Here is a 15268-nt window from a genome sequence, read left to right as displayed (position 1 = left end):
TCGCGGTGCGCTGGGCACCGCCGGCCGTCACGGTCGGGCTTCTCGGCGGCGCGGCGGAATGGCTCCGCCGCGCCGGCGGGAGTTCTGAGCGGTTACGTTCCGGTGATGTGCTCGGGGCGCACCGGGACCCGCTTGAGCGCCAGGCCCGTCGCGGCGCGGATGGCGGCGACGACGGCGGGCGTGGAGGACAGGGTGGGGGCCTCGCCGACGCCGCGCAGCCCGTACGGGGCGTGGTCGTCGGCGAGTTCGAGGACGTCGACCGGGATGGGCGGCGTGTCGAGGATGGTGGGGATCAAGTAGTCCGTGAAGGACGGGTTGCGTACCTTCGCGGTCACCGGGTCGACGAGGATCTCCTCCATGACGGCGAGGCCGAGGCCCTGGGTCGTACCGCCCTGGATCTGACCGACGACCGACAGCGGGTTGAGTGCCTTGCCGACATCCTGGGCGCAGGCCAGTTCGATGACCTTGACCAGGCCCAGCTCGGTGTCGACCTCGACGACCGCGCGGTGAGCGGCGAAGGAGTACTGGACGTGGCCGAAGCCCTGTCCGGTGTGCAGGTCGAAGGGCTCGGTCGGACGGTGCCGCCATTCGAGCTCGAGGTCGACGGCCTCGTCGCCGAGGACGTCCACCAGGTCGGCCAGCACCTCGCCGCCGTCGGTGACGACCTTGCCGCCCTCCAGCAGCAGCTCGGCGGTGGCCCATGCCGGGTGGTACGTGCCGAACTTGGCGCGGCCCAGCTCAAGGACCTTCTCGCGGACGGCCTCGCAGCTGTGCTTGACGGCGCCGCCGGTGACGTACGTCTGGCGGGAGGCGGACGTGGAGCCGGCCGAACCGACCTGCGTGTCGGCCGGGTTGATGGTGACCTGCGTGACGCCCAGCTCGGTCCGGGCGATCTGGGCGTGGACGGTGACGCCGCCCTGGCCGACCTCGGCCATCGCGGTGTGGACGGTCGCGACGGGCTCGCCGGCGATGACCTCCAGGCGGACCCGGGCCGTCGAGTAGTCGTCGAAGCCCTCGGAGAAGCCGACGTTCTTGATGCCGACCGCGTAGCCGACACCCCGCACGACACCCTCGCCGTGGGTGGTGTTGGACAGGCCGCCGGGCAGGGCGCGTACGTCGGCGGTTTCGCCGGCGGACAGCCACTGCTGCTCGGGCGGCAGCGGCATGGCCTTGACCCGGCGCAGCAGCTCGGCGACGGGCGCCGGGGAGTCGACGGCCTGGCCGGTCGGCAGGAGTGTGCCCTGGGTCATGGCGTTGAGCTGCCGGAACTCCACCGGGTCCATGCCCAGTTGGGCGGCGACCTTGTCCATCTGGGCCTCGTAGGCGAAGCACGCCTGGACCGCGCCGAAGCCGCGCATGGCGCCGCAGGGCGGGTTGTTGGTGTAGAGGGCGATGGCCTCGATCTCGACGTCCTCGACGATGTACGGGCCGACGCTCAGGGATGACGCGTTGCCGACGACGGCCGGGGAGGCGGACGCGTAGGCGCCGCCGTCGAGGACGATCCGGCACTTCATGTGGGTGAGCTTGCCGTCGCGGGTGGCACCGTGCTCGTACCAGAGCTTGGCGGGGTGCCGGTGGACGTGCCCGAAGAAGGACTCGAAGCGGTTGTAGACCATCTTGACCGGCTTGCCGGTCCGCAGCGCCAGCAGGCAGCCGTGGATCTGCATCGACAGGTCCTCGCGGCCGCCGAAGGCGCCGCCGACGCCGGACAGCGTCATGCGGACCTTGTCCTCGGGCAGGCCGAGGACGGGGGCGATCTGGCGCAGGTCGGAGTGCAGCCACTGGGTGGCGACGTAGAGGTCGACGCCGCCGTCCTCGGCGGGGACGGCGAGGCCGGACTCGGGGCCGAGGAAGGCCTGGTCCTGGATGCCGACCTCGTACTCGCCGGTGACGATGACGTCGGCGCGCCTGGCGGCCTCGTCGGCGTTGCCCCGGATGATCGGCTGGCGGTGGACGATGTTGGGGTGCGGGACGTGGCCGATGTGGTGGTCGTCGCGGCCCTCGTGGATCAGCGGGGCGCCGGGGGCGGTCGCGGAGGCCTCGTCGGTGACGACGGGGAGCTGCCGGTAGTCGACCTTGATCTTCGCGGCGGCGCGGCGGGCGGTCTCCGGGTGATCGGCGGCGACCAGCGCCACCGGTTCGCCGTGGTGGCGGACCCGGCCGTGGGCGAGGACGGGGGTGTCCTGGATCTCCAGGCCGTAGTTCTTGACGTCGGTCGGCAGGTCGTCGTAGGTGAGGACCGCGTAGACGCCGGGCTGGGCGAGCGCCTCGGAGATGTCGATGGAGACGATCTCGGCGTGGGCGTGCGGGCTGCGCAGGGTCTGGCCCCACAGCATGTCCTCGTGCCACAGGTCGGAGGCGTAGGCGAACTCGCCGGTGACCTTGAGGGTGCCGTCGGGGCGCAGCGTGGACTCGCCGATGCCGCCCTTGGTCTGGCTGCCCTGGGTGAGCTTGGTGGGGATACCGGTGGCACCCATGTCAGGCCTCCTGTCGGGCGGCCGCCAGGCGGACCGCGTCGAGGATCTTCTCGTAGCCCGTGCAGCGGCACAGGTTGCCGGACAGGGCTTCGCGGATGTCGGCGTCGGTGGGCTCGGCGTTGCGCTCCAGCAGCTCGTCGGCGGCGACCAGCAGGCCGGGGGTGCAGAAGCCGCACTGGACGGCGCCGGCGTCGATGAACGCCTGCTGGATCGGCGACAGGTCGAGGGACTCGTCGGTCGGCCGGGCCTGCCACCGTTGCGCTTCGCTGAGAGGGACCCCGGTGGGGTCGGACGAAGCAGCGCGTGCGTCGGCCGCACCGGCGGCTGTGGCCCCGGCGGCGGCCGAAGCCTCGTCGCCGGCTACGCCACATGCGCCAGAGCCCTGGTTTCCCGCCGCACGGCGCGTCGCGTGCTCGGCCAGGCCCTCGACGGTGACGATCTCGCGGTCCTGGCACTGGCCGGCGGCGACCAGGCAGGAGCACACCGGCACGCCGTCGAGGCGGACCGTACAGGAGCCGCACTCGCCCTGCTCGCAGGCGTTCTTCGAGCCGGGCAGGCCCATGCGCTCGCGGAGCACGTACAGAAGGCTCTCGCCCTCCCAGACGTCGTCGGCCTCCTGCGGGCGGCCGTTGACGGTGAAGGTCACGCGCATCGGATGGTCCCCTCTTCGCCGCGGGCGTTGCCGCGGTACTCGTCCCAGGTCCAGCCCAGCGTGCGGCGGGCCATGACGCCCAGCGCGTGACGGCGGTACGAGGCGCTGCCCCGCACGTCGTCGATGGGGCTGGCGGAGCCGGACACCAGCTCCGCGAACTGCCGGGCCACCGCCGGCGGGATGATCTTGCCGTTGTCCCAGAAGCCGCCCTCTTCGAGCGCGGCGGCCAGGAACTCCTCGGCCGGCCTGGCCCGGACCGGGGTGGGGGCGGCCGAGCCGATGCCGGTGCGGACGGTCCGGGTCTCGGGGTGCAGCGCCAGCCCGAACGCACAGACCGCGATCACCATGGCGTTGCGTGTGCCGACCTTGGAGAACTGCTGGGGGCCGTCGGCCTTCTTGATGTGCACGGCCCGGATCAGCTCGTCGGGGGCGAGCGCGTTGCGCTTCACGCCCGTGTAGAAGTCATCGATCGGGATCAGGCGGGTCCCGCGTACGGACGCCGCCTCGACCTCGGCACCGGCCGCGAGCAGCGCGGGGTGGGCGTCACCGGCCGGGGAGGCGGTGCCGAGGTTCCCGCCGACGCCGCCGCGGTTGCGGATCTGCGGCGAGGCGACGGTGTGCGAGGCCCGGGCGAGACCGGGCAGTTCTGCGCGCAGGTTCTCCATGATCCGGGTGTAGGGGACCGAGGCGCCCAGCCGTACGGTCTCCTCGCCGGTCTCCCACTCCTGGAGCTCGCCGATACGATTCAGGTCGAGGAGCACGTCCGGCCGGCGGTGGTCGAAGTTGATCTCGACCATGATGTCGGTGCCGCCCGCGATGGGCACGGCTGTCGGGTGCTCCGCCTTCGCGGCGAGCGCCTCCTCCCAGCTGGCTGGGCGCAGGAAGTCCATGGGGGCTGCTCTCTTCTTCGAGTCTCGAATGGGGCTTGTTCATGTCCTGTTCACGCGCGTCAAGGCCAGTACACCGCTGTGGCCCCGTCCGGGCGCAGTCACTGATTGCATGAAGCACTTGGCTGGCCAGCCCCCATGTCTTGTAGATTCCTATGAAAGACCGGGCTACGAAACATCACGGCATCCGCCCGGCAATACCGATGGAACGAAGCGGGCGCGACCCTGGTACCCCTTGCACCAGGGACACGTTCGAGACAAGGCGACACACGATGCGGCTGCGCGCACTGCTGGACACCGACGCACTGGGCCTCCGGCTGCTGGGCGGCGAGGAGGAGCTGGACCGCGCGGTCCGCGGGGTGATGACCACCGACCTGCGCGACCCGAGCCGCTACCTGACGGGCGGGGAGCTGGTGCTCACCGGACTCGCCTGGCGGCGCGACCCCGACGATTCGGAACGCTTTGTCCGTATTCTCGCATCGGCAGGGGTCGCCGGGCTCGCAGCGGGCGAGGCCGAGCTCGGCTCCGTCCCCCAGGACCTGGTCCTGGCCTGCGCCCGGCACCGGCTCCCGCTGTTCTCGGTGTCGGAGGACGTCGCCTTCGCGTCGATCACCGAGCACGTCGTACGGCAGGTCTCCACCGAGCGCGCCGGCGACCTGGCCGCCGTGGTGGACCGGCACCGGCGGCTGATGTCCTCGGGGCCGGCCGGGGGCGGCCCCGACGCCGTACTGGACCTGCTCGGCAGCGACCTCGATCTGCGCGCCTGGGTACTGTCCACCACCGGCCGCCAGATCGCCGGGTCCTCGCACCCCCTCCCCGCCGCGCTGCGCGCCGAGCTGGCCGGCGAGCACCTGGCCGCCACCCGAACCGCCCGCCCCTCCCCGCACCGCACCCTCATCGGCGGCCGTACGTACTCGCTGTTCCCGATCCGCACCGGCGACCCCCGGGACGACCCCCGGGCAACCCTGCTGTCCGACTGGTTCCTGGCCGTCGAGGCCGACGCCGGTGACTGGCCCGGTGAACGGCTCGACCTGCTGCATGGCGTCACCCAGCTCATCTCGGTCGAGCGGGACCGGCGGGAGGCCGCCCGCACGGTGCGCCGGCGCCTCGCCCAGGAGGTCCTGGAGCTGGTGCAGGCCGGCGCCCCGCCCGCCGAGGTCGCCGCCCGGCTCCGGGTCGCCGCGCCGGTCCTGGTGCCCGGCCACGGCGCGGCACCGCACTGGCAGGTCGTCGTCGCCCGCGTCGAATGGTCCGGCGCCGAGCTGCCGGGCGGCGCGGGGCCCGTCGCCCAGGCCCTGCTGGAGGAGGCCCTGGTCGACCCCGCCGCCGTCGGCCCCGACTTCGCCGACCGCCTGGCCGTCGCCCACACCGGCGACGAGGCCATGGCGCTGGTCCCCCTCTCCTCCGTGGGACCGGCCTCCGTGGGACCGGACGAGACATCCGAGCTCACCGCCGACGGCCTCCTCACCGCCCTGCGCGGCCCCCTCACCCGCGGCCTCGACGGCGACGGCCGCCTCACGCTCGGCGTCAGCGCCACCGTCCACTCCGCCGAAGCCCTCCGCGGCGCCCTGGAGGAGGCCCGGCACGCCCGGCGGGTCGCCGCCGCCCGCCCGGGCCGGGTCTGCGTCGCGGGGCACGAGGAGCTGGCCTCGCACGTGCTGCTGCTGCCCTTCGTCCCCGACGACGTGCGCCGCGCCTTCACCGCGCGGCTCCTGGATCCCCTCCGGGTCTACGACCGGCGGCACCGGGCCGAGCTCATCCCCACGCTCGAGGCGTTCCTGGAGTGCGACGGGTCGTGGACGCGCTGCGCGACCCGGCTCCACCTGCACGTCAACACGCTGCGCTACCGGATCGGGCGTATCGAGCAGCTCACCGGACGCGACCTTTCGCGGCTGGAGGACAAGCTCGACTTCTTCCTCGCGCTGCGCATGAGCTGACCAGGTCGGCGCGGTTGCCCACCGCCGACCCCTTGGCGTGACACCCCGTGCCGTGCTGAACTTCCGGCACCGGCTCGATGACGCGCTTGGGAGGGCATGTGGCGGACACCGCCATGTCGGACGCAGAGGTGGATTCCGAACCGAACCCGACGGCGGGCGGCTCCGTGCCCCATGTCTGGCGGCTGCGGGCCCGCGGCTGCTGGACGGAGGCCGCGACGCTGCTCGCGCCGTACGCACTGACCGCCTACGGCCCCGCCCTGGAACGGGCCGCACTGCTCAGCGAGCAGTGTCTGTTCACCCTCGACGGCTGGCCGGAGGCCGAGGACGCGCTGCGCACCGCCGAAGCCCTGGCCCGTAGCGACGACGAGCGCGGCGAGGCGGCCTGCGAGCGCGGCCATCTCGCCTACCTGGCAACGCAGTTCGCGGTACGCGACCGCGCCGACGAGGCCAGCGCGGCGCTCGGCCGCAGCGCGGCGTTGCTCACCCCGGGCGCCCCGGGGCGGCCGCTGCTGGACTTCCGGCGCGGCCTGGTCGCCGAGAACCTCGCCGATGACCCGGTGGCCGCCCGGGCCGCGTACCGCCGCGCCCACGCGGGTGCGGTCGCGCACGGCGACGCACTGCTGACCTCGTTCACCTGGCGGCACCTGGCCGGGCTGGCCGCCCGCGACGGCGACCTGGCGGAAGCCCACCGCGGCTTCACCGAATCCCTCCGGATCCGCACCGAGCTCGGCTATCTCATCGGCGCCGCCCCCGCCCTGGTGTCCCTCGCCACGGTCGAGCCGGAGCCCGAGGCGGCCCGGCTGCGCGCGGAGGCGTGCCGCCTGCTCCGGCTGCTGGGCGGCGTACCGGTCTGGCTGGCGGACGAGCTGGGCGTCAACGGCCGGTGAAGTGCTCCCGTACCAGGCACTCGACGGAGGCGACGTCGCCGGCGACGAGCGCTTCGAGCAGTACGGCGTGCTCGCCGGCGTCGGCCACCAGCTCGGCGGAGACGGTGCCGGTCCGCCGGCCGGGCGAAGTGGTGGCGTGGCCGCGCCTGGCGGCGGCGACCGGCCACTGGGCGCGGCGGTGCAGTTCGTCGGCGACGGCCACCAGCTGGCGGTTGCCGGAGAGTTCGAGCATGGCCCGGTGGAAGGCGCGGTCGGCCTCGGCGTAGGCGGCCCGGTCGCCAAGCGCGGCGGCGGCGACGGTGGCCTCGGCGTAGGGGCGCAGGGCCTCCCAGCGCTCGGCGGGGAGGGTGCGGGCGAGGCGGACGACGACCGGGACTTCGAGGAGGGCCCGGACCTCCGCCAGCTCGGCGCGCTCGCGGGCGCTGCGCTCGGCCACGCGGAAACCACGGTTGGGCATCGCTTCGACGGCGCCCTCGCGGGCCAGCAACTGCATCGCCTCGCGTACCGGGGTGGCGGACACCCCGAAGCGCTCGGCCAGGGCCGGGGCGGAGTACACCCCGCCGGGCTCCAGCTCGCCGGTGACCAGGGCGCTGCGCAGGGCGGCGAGGACCTGGTCGCGTACGGAGTGCCGCTCGGGCATCCGGCGCGGCAGGGGTACGGCGACCCCCTGCTCGGCATGCGGGTGCTCGCCCCGTACCTGCTCGGCCCGGCCCGGCGGCAGGGCCGAGCCCAGGTCGGGGTGCCGGGCGGCGCGGGGGCCGTACTCCACTGGGGCTCCTTCGTGCGGGGGCGCGCGGCTGCATCGGCGCGCGCTGTCTCTATTGGACCACTCCAATGGAGCAGCTCCGAGAGAGTAAACCTCGACCCTAATGGATAAGGTAAGCCTTACCTCCTCTCCCGAGCCTGCCCCCCGAACCCTCCCGTGGACGGTCCCCATGCACCTTGCCGCCCCCGTCTCCCCGCTGACCGGCGCCTACGAACGCCTCGGCGCGGCCTTCCCGGGCCTGCGCGTCAGCGAGGAGGCGCCCCGGACGGACGAGGGCTGGGTCACCGCCCGCGAACTCGCCGACGGCGGCACGGCACTGGACGCCTTCCTCGCCTGGGACGACGCCCAGATCATCGCCGACCACGGCCGCCGGGGCCGCCCCGACGTCGTCGCGAGCTTCGGACTGCACCGCTACGCCTGGCCGGCCTGCCTGCTGTTCACCGTCCCCTGGTTCCTGCACCGCCGCGTCCCCCGCCTCACCGCCGACGACGTGTCCTTCCACCGCACGGAGGGCCGTATGACGGTCCGTCCGCGCGGCTTCACCTGCCTGCCGGGCGACCCGGCCGCCGCGCTCCCCGACGCCACGACCGTCCCGACCCCCGAGGCACTGCGGGCCGACCTGCGGGCCGCCGTCGCCGAGCATCTCGCCCCCGTCCTGGGCGGGTTCCGCTCCCGCACCCGGCGCGGCCCGCACGCGCTGTGGGGCATGGCGACCGACGAGATCACCGAAGGCCTCTGGTACCTGGGGCACTTGCTCGGCGAGGAGGACCGCGCGGTGGCCGAACTCGGCCTGCTGCTCCCGGGACACACCCAGCCGTACGCCGGTGGCGCGGGCTTCCGGGACCTCGCGGGACCGGACGACGCCGCGCTCCGCACGCGTGACCGGATTTCCTGTTGCCTCGTCTACACCCTTCCGGGCGCGGAGACTTGCGTGACCTGCCCGAGGACCTGCGAAGCGGACCGCGTCAACCGGATGTCCACAGATCTCACACACAGCTAACGCAACTGTGCGATTCAGGCACCTCAGTTCGTATATTCTGTCCGCCTCGCACCAGCCAACCCCTCCGTTGGCGTTCTCTTGTCCCGAAACCGCTTCACGCGCCCGAGGCGTTCGCCAAGATGTCGCGCGAACGCCGTCTCGCGGCCCGAGCGCGACGGTAAGCGACCGACGCTAGGAAACGCACGATGAGACTTACAGACATATCGCTGGACTGGACGCTCTCGGGCGCCGTGGGCCTGGCGGTCGCCGCCGCCGTGGCGGTCTTCTTCCTGCGCAACCGCAAGGCCCAGCAGAACAGCGAGGCGGACTCCTGGGAACGGTCGGAGGACAGGCGCCGCAAGAAGGAAGCCGTATACGGCAGCGCCTCGTACATCCTGCTCTTCGCCTGCGCCTCGGTCGCCGCCGCCCTGTCCTTCCACGGGCTGGTCGGCTTCGGTCAGCAGAACCTCGGCCTGACCGGCGGCTGGGAGTACCTGGTGCCGTTCGGCCTGGACGGCGCGGCCATGTTCTGCTCGGTCCTCGCGGTGCGCGAGGCCAGTCACGGTGACGCGGCGCTCGGCTCCCGCATGCTGGTCTGGCTGTTCGCCGGCGCGGCGGCCTGGTTCAACTGGGTGCACGCGCCGCGCGGTGGCGGCCACGCGGGCGCACCGGAGTTCTTCGCCGGCATGTCGATGTCCGCGGCCGTCCTGTTCGACCGGGCCCTGAAGCAGACCCGCCGGGCGGCGCTGCGCGAGCAGGGTCTCGTCCCGCGGCCGCTGCCGCAGATCCGCATGGTCCGCTGGCTGCGGGCGCCCCGCGAGACGTACAGCGCCTGGTCGCTGATGCTGCTCGAGAACGTGCGCACCCTGGACGAGGCGGTCGAGGAGGTTCGCGAGGACAAGGTCCGCAAGGAGCAGGACGCCATACGCCGCCGGGACCACGAGCGGCTGGAGCGGGCCCGGGTGAAGGCCATAAGCCGTCAGCACCGGGTCTGGAACCGCGGCGGCGGTGGGCGCCAGGTCGAGCTGCCGAGCGGGTCCTCCGCCGGCAGCCAGGCCAGCGCGGAGCCTGCCATAGAAGCCACACCGGAAGCAGCCGAACTCCCCGTGCGCTCCCGCCCGGCCCTCTCGCCGGTACGCGGTGAGACGCCGCGCCCCAGCACCAGCGCCATCGACCTCACCGCCGAGGACGACACGATGACACTGCCGAAGCTGGACTCGCTGGAGCGCAAACTGGCGGACCTGGAGCGCCAGTACGGCTGACGGGCCGGCCCCGCAGAAACCGTTCAGCAACACAGTCGGCAGCAGACCGTGAGCCCCGGCGACCCGTTGGTCGCCGGGGCTCACGCCGTGTCGATGCTGAGCTCGAACCACACCACCTTGCCGGTCCCCTCCGGGTGCACGCCCCACGCGTCCGCCAGCGCCTGCACCAGCAACAGCCCCCGCCCCGAGGTGACCTGGTCACCGGGGGCCCTCAGCCGGGGATGCCGGGCGACGAAGTCGCGCACCTCGACGCGCAGTCGGCGGCTTCGGGGCGCGATGCCCGGGGACAGCGTCGCGGTCAGGACGGCGCCGCGGTCGGTGTGCTGCAGGGCGTTGGTGACCAGTTCGCTGGTGAGGAGTTCGGCGGTGTCGGAGAGTCCCGGTACGCCCCAGCCGCGCAGGGCGTCGCGCAGCACCTTGCGCGACTCGGCCACCGCCGGGAGGTCGGCGTGCTGGAGCAACCGCCGCAACTGCCGTCCCTGGGCGGCCGCTTCGACCCCCCGGCCCCCCTCACCACTCGACTCCGCAGTATGACGTTCCATCGGCTCCGCTCCGGCCGCGTTCGTCGTACCTCCATCGAACATCCTCGCGCAATGCATGCCCATCGGCGGGGAGGTCCAGTCCTCTCGACGCTTACCTGCGGTGCACGGAGGAAATACGGTGGGTTGCATGCAGGAGCACGCCCTGGACACCTGCGGCGCCCCCGCCGGGTCCGGCGTCCACGACAAGGAGTAGCCGTGATCACGCACACGTACGCCGCCACCGTCACCTGGACGGGCAACCGCGGCACCGGCACCAGCGCCTACCGCGCCTACGACCGCGCCCACGACGTCACCGCGGGCGGCGTCCCGCCCATCCCCGGCAGCTCCGACCCCGCCTTCCGCGGTGACCCGTCCCGCTGGAACCCCGAACAGCTGCTGCTGGCCGCCCTCTCCCAGTGCCACATGCTGTCCTACCTGCACGCCTGCGCCGTCGCCGGAATCGTGGTCACCTCCTACACCGACGATGCCCAGGGCTCGATGACCCAGACCCCGGACGGCGGCGGCCACTTCACCGAGGTCGTCCTCCACCCACGCGTGGAGGTCACCTCCCCCGGGATGGCCGACGCCGCCGTCAAGCTCCACGAGGAGGCCCACCGCACCTGCTTCATCGCCAACTCGGTCAACTTCCCGGTGCGGCACGAGCCCGTCGTCACGGTGGCCGGCTGAGGCCGTTGCCTCCGTCCACCACTTGAGGCCGCTACTTGAGGCCGCGCAGCACATTTCCCTCCGTACTCAGGTAGTTGTCCCGGTAGTCGAAGCGCGACGCCTTCGCGAAGAGCAGGTAGTAGTACTTCATGTTCTCGCTGTACCAGTAGCCCGGGGTGAGGTCGCCGAGCCGCATCGGACGGGCGGTCACATCGTCCACCACCGTGTAGCCGCGCGCCACCTTGCAGTGGCGCTTCTGCCGCGCGTAGAGCTCGCGCGCCCGTGAGCGGTAGAGGTCCTTGCCGGTCGTCAGCCACAGGAAGAGACAGGAGTCGACGTACTCGGGCCGCAGCGGGTAGGCCGGATTGAGCGCCCGCATCGCCCGGTAGTCCAGGTACTCCGGCGGGAGCCGGAACGTGCCGAGTGCCGCCGTCCAGGAGTCGTGGTAGCGCTCGCCGTCGGCCGTCCTGCCGCTCTGGGCGAGCAGTCCCGCGTAGAAGGCGGTGAGCTCGGACTGGCCGTGCCCCGTGATCCGCCCGGTCGTCATGTCGGCCTGCCGGAACCACAGCCGCCCGTCGCGCCGCTCGGCCAGCCGGTCGAAGACGGCGGCGGTGAGCGTGTCGTACCAGGTGCGCAGGTCCTGGTCCCCGAACAGGGTCCAGCCGTCCCACAGATACTCGTAGAAGGAGTCGACGGGCGGGTCGAGGGTCGCCGTCGTGCCGACCCAGGCGCCCGTCTCGACGTTGATGGTCGTGCCGACCAGATCCAGCGGCGAACGCCGATCGTATACGGCCTTCAGCGCCTTCTTCGCCACGTCGAAGTACGTACGGTTCCCCGTCAGCCGGGACAGCTCGCCGAACTCGGCGACGCAGGTGCCGACCTCCGCCAGCGGGGCCTCGGCACCGTTCACCTCGCCGGTGGCGAGGTTGACGTACCGGTAGGGCGCCCCGGTCGCCGAGCGCTGGAAGGCGGGCAGCAGGCGGTCGGCGAGTTCGCGGGCGCGGTCCAGGAGGGCGGAGTCCTTGGTGGCGGCGTAGCCGGAGAGCAGTCCGCCGACGAGCCGGATGATGGCCTCGAAGACCTGGACGGGGGCCCGCTGGTCGAGGCGGAGGTCGTTCTTGACCCAGTCGACCGCCGCGCTCAGCTCGGTGTCGAGCTCCATCAGATAGAGGGTGTCCAACGCCTCGATGATCGTCAGGCCGAGGCTGCCGCCGGGGATGAAGAAGTCGGACCCGCTACCGCTGAGCGGCCGCAGCTCGTCCCGTCCCCAGGCGAGCCGGCGGTAGGAGTCCCAGGCGGTGCGGAATTCGGTGACCACGTCGGCGCCGAGGGCGGCGTACGGATCCGGGGCCGCCGAGGCCGCGGAGGCCAGGGAGGCGGTACCGGCCAGGGCCGCCGCGGGGGTGAGCGTCGTCGCCAGCCCGCCCAGGAGCCTGCGCCGGGTGAGTCCGCCGGGACGCGAGTGTTTCGTCATACCCGGCAAACCCCTCACCCCTCCGGGGCGTTACGGGGCAGCGGCTCCCGGTTGGCCTTCGCCTCCCTACGCCTCCCTACGTCTCCCTTCGCCTTTACGTCTCCCTACGTCTCCCACACGGCGACCGCCGTACGGTCGTCCGCGTAGCCCTTGACCCGGGTCTGGGCGTCGCCCAGGAAGGCCGCCAGCCCCGGCGCCTCCCCCGAGCCCCACCGCCGGGTCAGGTGCGCGGCCAGGCCCGGTTCGCCCCGCAGCGGCTCGGCCAGGCCGCCGCTGCAGAGCAGCAGCGTGTCGCCGGGCTGCGCGACGGACGCACGGAAGCGGAAGCGTATGGCCGGCCCGGCGCCGGGGATGCTGTCCTCGGGGTCGGGGTCGGGGTCGGGGTCGGGGTCGGGGTCGGGGTCGGGGTCGGCGCCGGCTGCCTCGTCGGGCCGCTGCGCGTCCAGGTCCTGCCACTCGCCGTCGCGGATCCGGAAGAGCCCGCCGTCGCCCGCGCCGAAGAAGAGCCGGGTCCGGCACTCCGGGTCGGCGGGCAGCAGCAGGCAGCGCAGAGCCGCGCTGTACTCGGCGGGGTCGAGCCCGAGCTCCTCACCCCGGGCGCGCAACCGCCCGTAGCAACGGTCGGTGAGCCGGTGCAGCCCGGACTTGAGCGCGCCGCGCCGGGCCGCCCGGATGTCCTCCGCCAGCCGGGCGTGGCTGCGGCCCACCGCTCCGGCGATCCAGCGGCAGGCGTCCTGCGCCGCCCGGTGCGCGGCCTCGGCGGCCCGGGGCCCGCTGGCCACGGCGAGCAGCAGCAGCGCGTCGTCGCCGGTGCCGAAGCGGGCCGCGAGCAGCGCGTCGCGCCTCGGCTCGCCCCGGTAGCGCGCCGAGTCCCCGCGTACGGAGGCGGTGCGCACCGTCAGCACCCCGTACCGCGCGCCGTCGAGCACGGTGTCCGGTACGAGGTCGTCGAGGTTCACCGGATCCGCCAGGGGCCAGGCGGTGGGCTCGGCTTCGTAGGTCGGCGGTCCGTCGCCCACGAACCCGACCTCGATCTCGGGACCGATCTCGGGCTCGGCGGCGGTTTCGGCCCGGGGCCCGGCGTCGATCTCGAGCCCGGGCCCGGCGTCGGCCGGCGCCCACCCGGGCGGAAGTGCGGGCGGGGGCGCCTGAGGCAGCGTCATCCGCCCGTCACCGGAGGTCGTGGGCGCGGCGGGAGATCCTTGGTACTCCCAGGGCCGTGGCTCGGGCACCCGCGCACGCGGTGGTTCGGCCGGGACTGCGGGCCGGACGTCGGCCGGCGGGGTGGCGGGGCCCTCGGGCCGGACGTCGGGCCGGACCGCCGGCCGTATGTCGGGCTGGGCGCCCCCGAGGGCGTCGAGCGCGGAGGCGTACCGGTCGTCGACCGTGTCGTCGCCGCCCCGGCCGTCCGGGTCGCGCGGACCTGGGACCGCCGGGTCCGCTTCCCCGTACAACTGCCGCCACCACTCGTCCTCTTGACGGTGGTCGGTTTCCCCCTGCTGACTCATGCCCTTATTGTCCACCGGGACACGCCGCAGGAAACCAGAAAACACCAATGGCCCGACGGTCGGCCGGCCCCCTCCGCGGGCCGCTCGTCGGGCGAACTGGTAGAGATACCTTGCCAGGACATGGGTTCGAACAGCGATGATGTGCGCGGCGGGATTGCGCCATGGCTCATTTCCGCCACTCCGTTTCCGCATACGCTCCGGAAGGGGTGCCAGTGCTCGGCGCCATTGGACTGGACGAGGACCAGGAGTCGGTCTACCGCGTTCTGGTGGGGCTCGGCGCGGCCGAGGTCACCGACCTCGCGCACCGGCTGGGGCTGCCCGAGGAGGGCACCGTGCGGGCGTTGCGGCAGCTCGAACGCCGGGGACTGGTCGCCCAGTCGTCCGCCTCGTCCGGCCACTCGGGGCGCTGGGTGGCGGCTCCTCCGGCGGTGGCGCTCGGCGCGCTGCTCACCCAGCAGCGGCACGGCCTGGAACAGGCCGAACTCGCGGCCGCCCTGCTCGCCCAGGAGTTCCGGGCCGAGGCGGCGGAGTCGATGGTGCACGACCTGGTGGAGGTGGTGAGCGGCGCGAGCGCGGTCGCCAACCGCTTCGCGCAGCTGCAGCTGGGGGCGGAGAAGGAGGTCTGCGCTCTCGTCACCGGCAAGCCGGTGGCCGTGACGGGGGTGGAGAACGTCGCCGAGGAGCAGGCCGTCGGGCGCGGCGTCACGTACCGGGTGGTGGTCGAGCGCGAGGTCATCAGCGCGGAGGCGGGGCTGTCCGAGCTGGCCGCCGCGCTGGGCCGCGACGAGCAGGTGCGGGTGATCGAGCGGGTGCCGACGAAGCTGGTCGTCGCCGACCGTTCACTGGCGATGGTGCCGCTCGCCCGCAACACCGCCGGGCCGGCCGCGCTCATCGTGCACGCCAGCGGGCTGTTGGAGTCCCTGATGGGCCTGTTCGAGGCGGTGTGGCGGCAGGCTCTGCCGCTGCGCCTCGACGCGGTCGGCGTCCCGCAGGAGGAGGGCCCCGACGGCCCGGACGGCGTCGACCTGCAGATCCTGTCGCTGCTGCTGGCCGGGCTGACGGACGCCAGCGTCGCCAAGCAGCTCGACCTGGGACTGCGCACGGTGCAGCGGCGCGTGAAGCGGCTGATGGAGATCGCCGAGGTCAGCACCCGGCTCCAGTTGGGTTGGCACGCCTACGAGCGTGGTTGGGTCGCGCGCGACGGCATTCGTGGTCGCGCGGACATGGACTGGTGACGCCGCGTAAAACCAGG

Annotated in this window: 13 protein-coding genes; 6 read left to right on the top strand and 7 right to left on the bottom strand. The window is 73.2% G+C overall.

Translation table 11 applies throughout. The features are described 5' to 3' along the window. Positions 1 to 92 precede the first annotated feature (92 nt). The 3 genes from ACFXJ5_RS20255 to ACFXJ5_RS20245 are packed head-to-tail and all read right to left on the bottom strand — an operon-like array spanning position 93 to position 4019. A complete protein-coding gene (locus tag ACFXJ5_RS20255) occupies positions 93 to 2477 on the bottom strand; it encodes a xanthine dehydrogenase family protein molybdopterin-binding subunit (protein WP_384632498.1) in 2385 nt (794 codons plus the stop codon). Position 2478: 1 nt separating this feature from the next. Then, the gene (locus ACFXJ5_RS20250; RefSeq protein ID WP_384632495.1) at positions 2479 to 3129 is read right to left on the bottom strand and encodes a (2Fe-2S)-binding protein; all 651 of its coding nucleotides are present in this window, start codon (positions 3127 to 3129) and stop codon (positions 2479 to 2481) included. Continuing rightward, positions 3120 to 4019, bottom strand: coding sequence for an FAD binding domain-containing protein (locus tag ACFXJ5_RS20245; protein ID WP_384632492.1), 900 nt, complete (start codon positions 4017 to 4019; stop codon positions 3120 to 3122). Before ACFXJ5_RS20245 ends, ACFXJ5_RS20250 begins: the two co-directional genes overlap by 10 nt. Positions 4020 to 4288: 269 nt before the next feature. Here ACFXJ5_RS20245 and ACFXJ5_RS20240 point away from each other — a divergent pair, with 269 nt between their 5' ends. Together ACFXJ5_RS20240 and ACFXJ5_RS20235 are read left to right on the top strand one after the other, a co-directional pair. Next, positions 4289 to 5953, top strand: a complete 1665-nt coding sequence (locus ACFXJ5_RS20240; RefSeq protein ID WP_384632489.1) for a PucR family transcriptional regulator — start codon at positions 4289 to 4291, stop codon at positions 5951 to 5953. A 113-nt stretch (positions 5954 to 6066) separates the two neighbouring features. After that, complete coding sequence (locus tag ACFXJ5_RS20235) at positions 6067 to 6840, top strand: hypothetical protein (protein WP_384632486.1); 774 nt, start codon at positions 6067 to 6069, stop codon at positions 6838 to 6840. Here the strand turns inward: ACFXJ5_RS20235 and ACFXJ5_RS20230 are convergent. Next, positions 6827 to 7609 carry a GntR family transcriptional regulator gene (locus ACFXJ5_RS20230; RefSeq protein WP_384632483.1) on the bottom strand — a complete coding sequence of 261 codons (783 nt, stop codon included), beginning with the start codon at positions 7607 to 7609 and terminating at the stop codon, positions 6827 to 6829. The genes ACFXJ5_RS20235 and ACFXJ5_RS20230 overlap by 14 nt on opposite strands. A 166-nt stretch (positions 7610 to 7775) precedes the next feature. On the opposite strand from ACFXJ5_RS20230, the gene ACFXJ5_RS20225 reads away from it, so the two are divergent. Together ACFXJ5_RS20225 and ACFXJ5_RS20220 are read left to right on the top strand one after the other, a co-directional pair. Then, entirely contained in the window at positions 7776 to 8606 is an 831-nt protein-coding gene (locus tag ACFXJ5_RS20225) for a (2Fe-2S)-binding protein (protein ID WP_384632480.1), read from the top strand. Between the two features lie 185 nt (positions 8607 to 8791). Beyond that, positions 8792 to 9847: a DUF2637 domain-containing protein gene (locus tag ACFXJ5_RS20220; protein ID WP_384632477.1), complete on the top strand. Its 1056-nt coding sequence runs from the start codon at positions 8792 to 8794 to the stop codon at positions 9845 to 9847. Positions 9848 to 9927: 80 nt separating this feature from the next. On the opposite strand, the gene ACFXJ5_RS20215 is transcribed toward ACFXJ5_RS20220, so the two are convergent. Continuing rightward, the gene (locus tag ACFXJ5_RS20215) at positions 9928 to 10389 is read right to left on the bottom strand and encodes an ATP-binding protein (RefSeq protein ID WP_384632474.1); all 462 of its coding nucleotides are present in this window, start codon (positions 10387 to 10389) and stop codon (positions 9928 to 9930) included. 195 nt (positions 10390 to 10584) lie between these two features. Here ACFXJ5_RS20215 and ACFXJ5_RS20210 point away from each other — a divergent pair, with 195 nt between their 5' ends. Next, positions 10585 to 11055, top strand: coding sequence for an OsmC family protein (locus ACFXJ5_RS20210; protein WP_384632471.1), 471 nt, complete (start codon positions 10585 to 10587; stop codon positions 11053 to 11055). 31 nt (positions 11056 to 11086) lie between these two features. On the opposite strand, the gene ACFXJ5_RS20205 is transcribed toward ACFXJ5_RS20210, so the two are convergent. Then, a complete protein-coding gene (locus ACFXJ5_RS20205; protein WP_384632469.1) occupies positions 11087 to 12508 on the bottom strand; it encodes a glycoside hydrolase family 47 protein in 1422 nt (473 codons plus the stop codon). Between the two features lie 104 nt (positions 12509 to 12612). Further along, entirely contained in the window at positions 12613 to 14016 is a 1404-nt protein-coding gene (locus ACFXJ5_RS20200) for a protein phosphatase 2C domain-containing protein (protein WP_384632466.1), read from the bottom strand. A gap of 212 nt (positions 14017 to 14228) precedes the next feature. On the opposite strand from ACFXJ5_RS20200, the gene ACFXJ5_RS20195 reads away from it, so the two are divergent. Beyond that, positions 14229 to 15251: a helix-turn-helix domain-containing protein gene (locus ACFXJ5_RS20195; RefSeq protein WP_384632463.1), complete on the top strand. Its 1023-nt coding sequence runs from the start codon at positions 14229 to 14231 to the stop codon at positions 15249 to 15251. Positions 15252 to 15268: the final 17 nt, after the last annotated feature.

It is taken from the genome of Streptomyces sp. NPDC059373, from assembly GCF_042751495.1.
Taxonomy (GTDB): domain Bacteria; phylum Actinomycetota; class Actinomycetes; order Streptomycetales; family Streptomycetaceae; genus Actinacidiphila.
The sequence above is the reverse complement of the archived record's forward strand: the minus strand, read 5'-3'. Positions and strand labels throughout refer to the sequence as shown.

Bases quoted from the DNA above. Each gene is read 5' to 3' on its own strand.
- ACFXJ5_RS20205 (WP_384632469.1), bottom strand. From the start codon at position 12,508: ATGACGAAACACTCGCGTCCCGGCGGACTCACCCGGCGCAGGCTCCTG.
- ACFXJ5_RS20220 (WP_384632477.1), top strand. From the start codon at position 8,792: ATGAGACTTACAGACATATCGCTGGACTGGACGCTCTCGGGCGCCGTG.
- ACFXJ5_RS20240 (WP_384632489.1), top strand. From the start codon at position 4,289: ATGCGGCTGCGCGCACTGCTGGACACCGACGCACTGGGCCTCCGGCTG.
- ACFXJ5_RS20250 (WP_384632495.1), bottom strand. From the start codon at position 3,129: ATGCGCGTGACCTTCACCGTCAACGGCCGCCCGCAGGAGGCCGACGAC.
- ACFXJ5_RS20235 (WP_384632486.1), top strand. From the start codon at position 6,067: ATGTCGGACGCAGAGGTGGATTCCGAACCGAACCCGACGGCGGGCGGC.
- ACFXJ5_RS20200 (WP_384632466.1), bottom strand. From the start codon at position 14,016: ATGAGTCAGCAGGGGGAAACCGACCACCGTCAAGAGGACGAGTGGTGG.
- ACFXJ5_RS20225 (WP_384632480.1), top strand. From the start codon at position 7,776: ATGCACCTTGCCGCCCCCGTCTCCCCGCTGACCGGCGCCTACGAACGC.
- ACFXJ5_RS20215 (WP_384632474.1), bottom strand. From the start codon at position 10,389: ATGGAACGTCATACTGCGGAGTCGAGTGGTGAGGGGGGCCGGGGGGTC.
- ACFXJ5_RS20245 (WP_384632492.1), bottom strand. From the start codon at position 4,019: ATGGACTTCCTGCGCCCAGCCAGCTGGGAGGAGGCGCTCGCCGCGAAG.
- ACFXJ5_RS20255 (WP_384632498.1), bottom strand. From the start codon at position 2,477: ATGGGTGCCACCGGTATCCCCACCAAGCTCACCCAGGGCAGCCAGACC.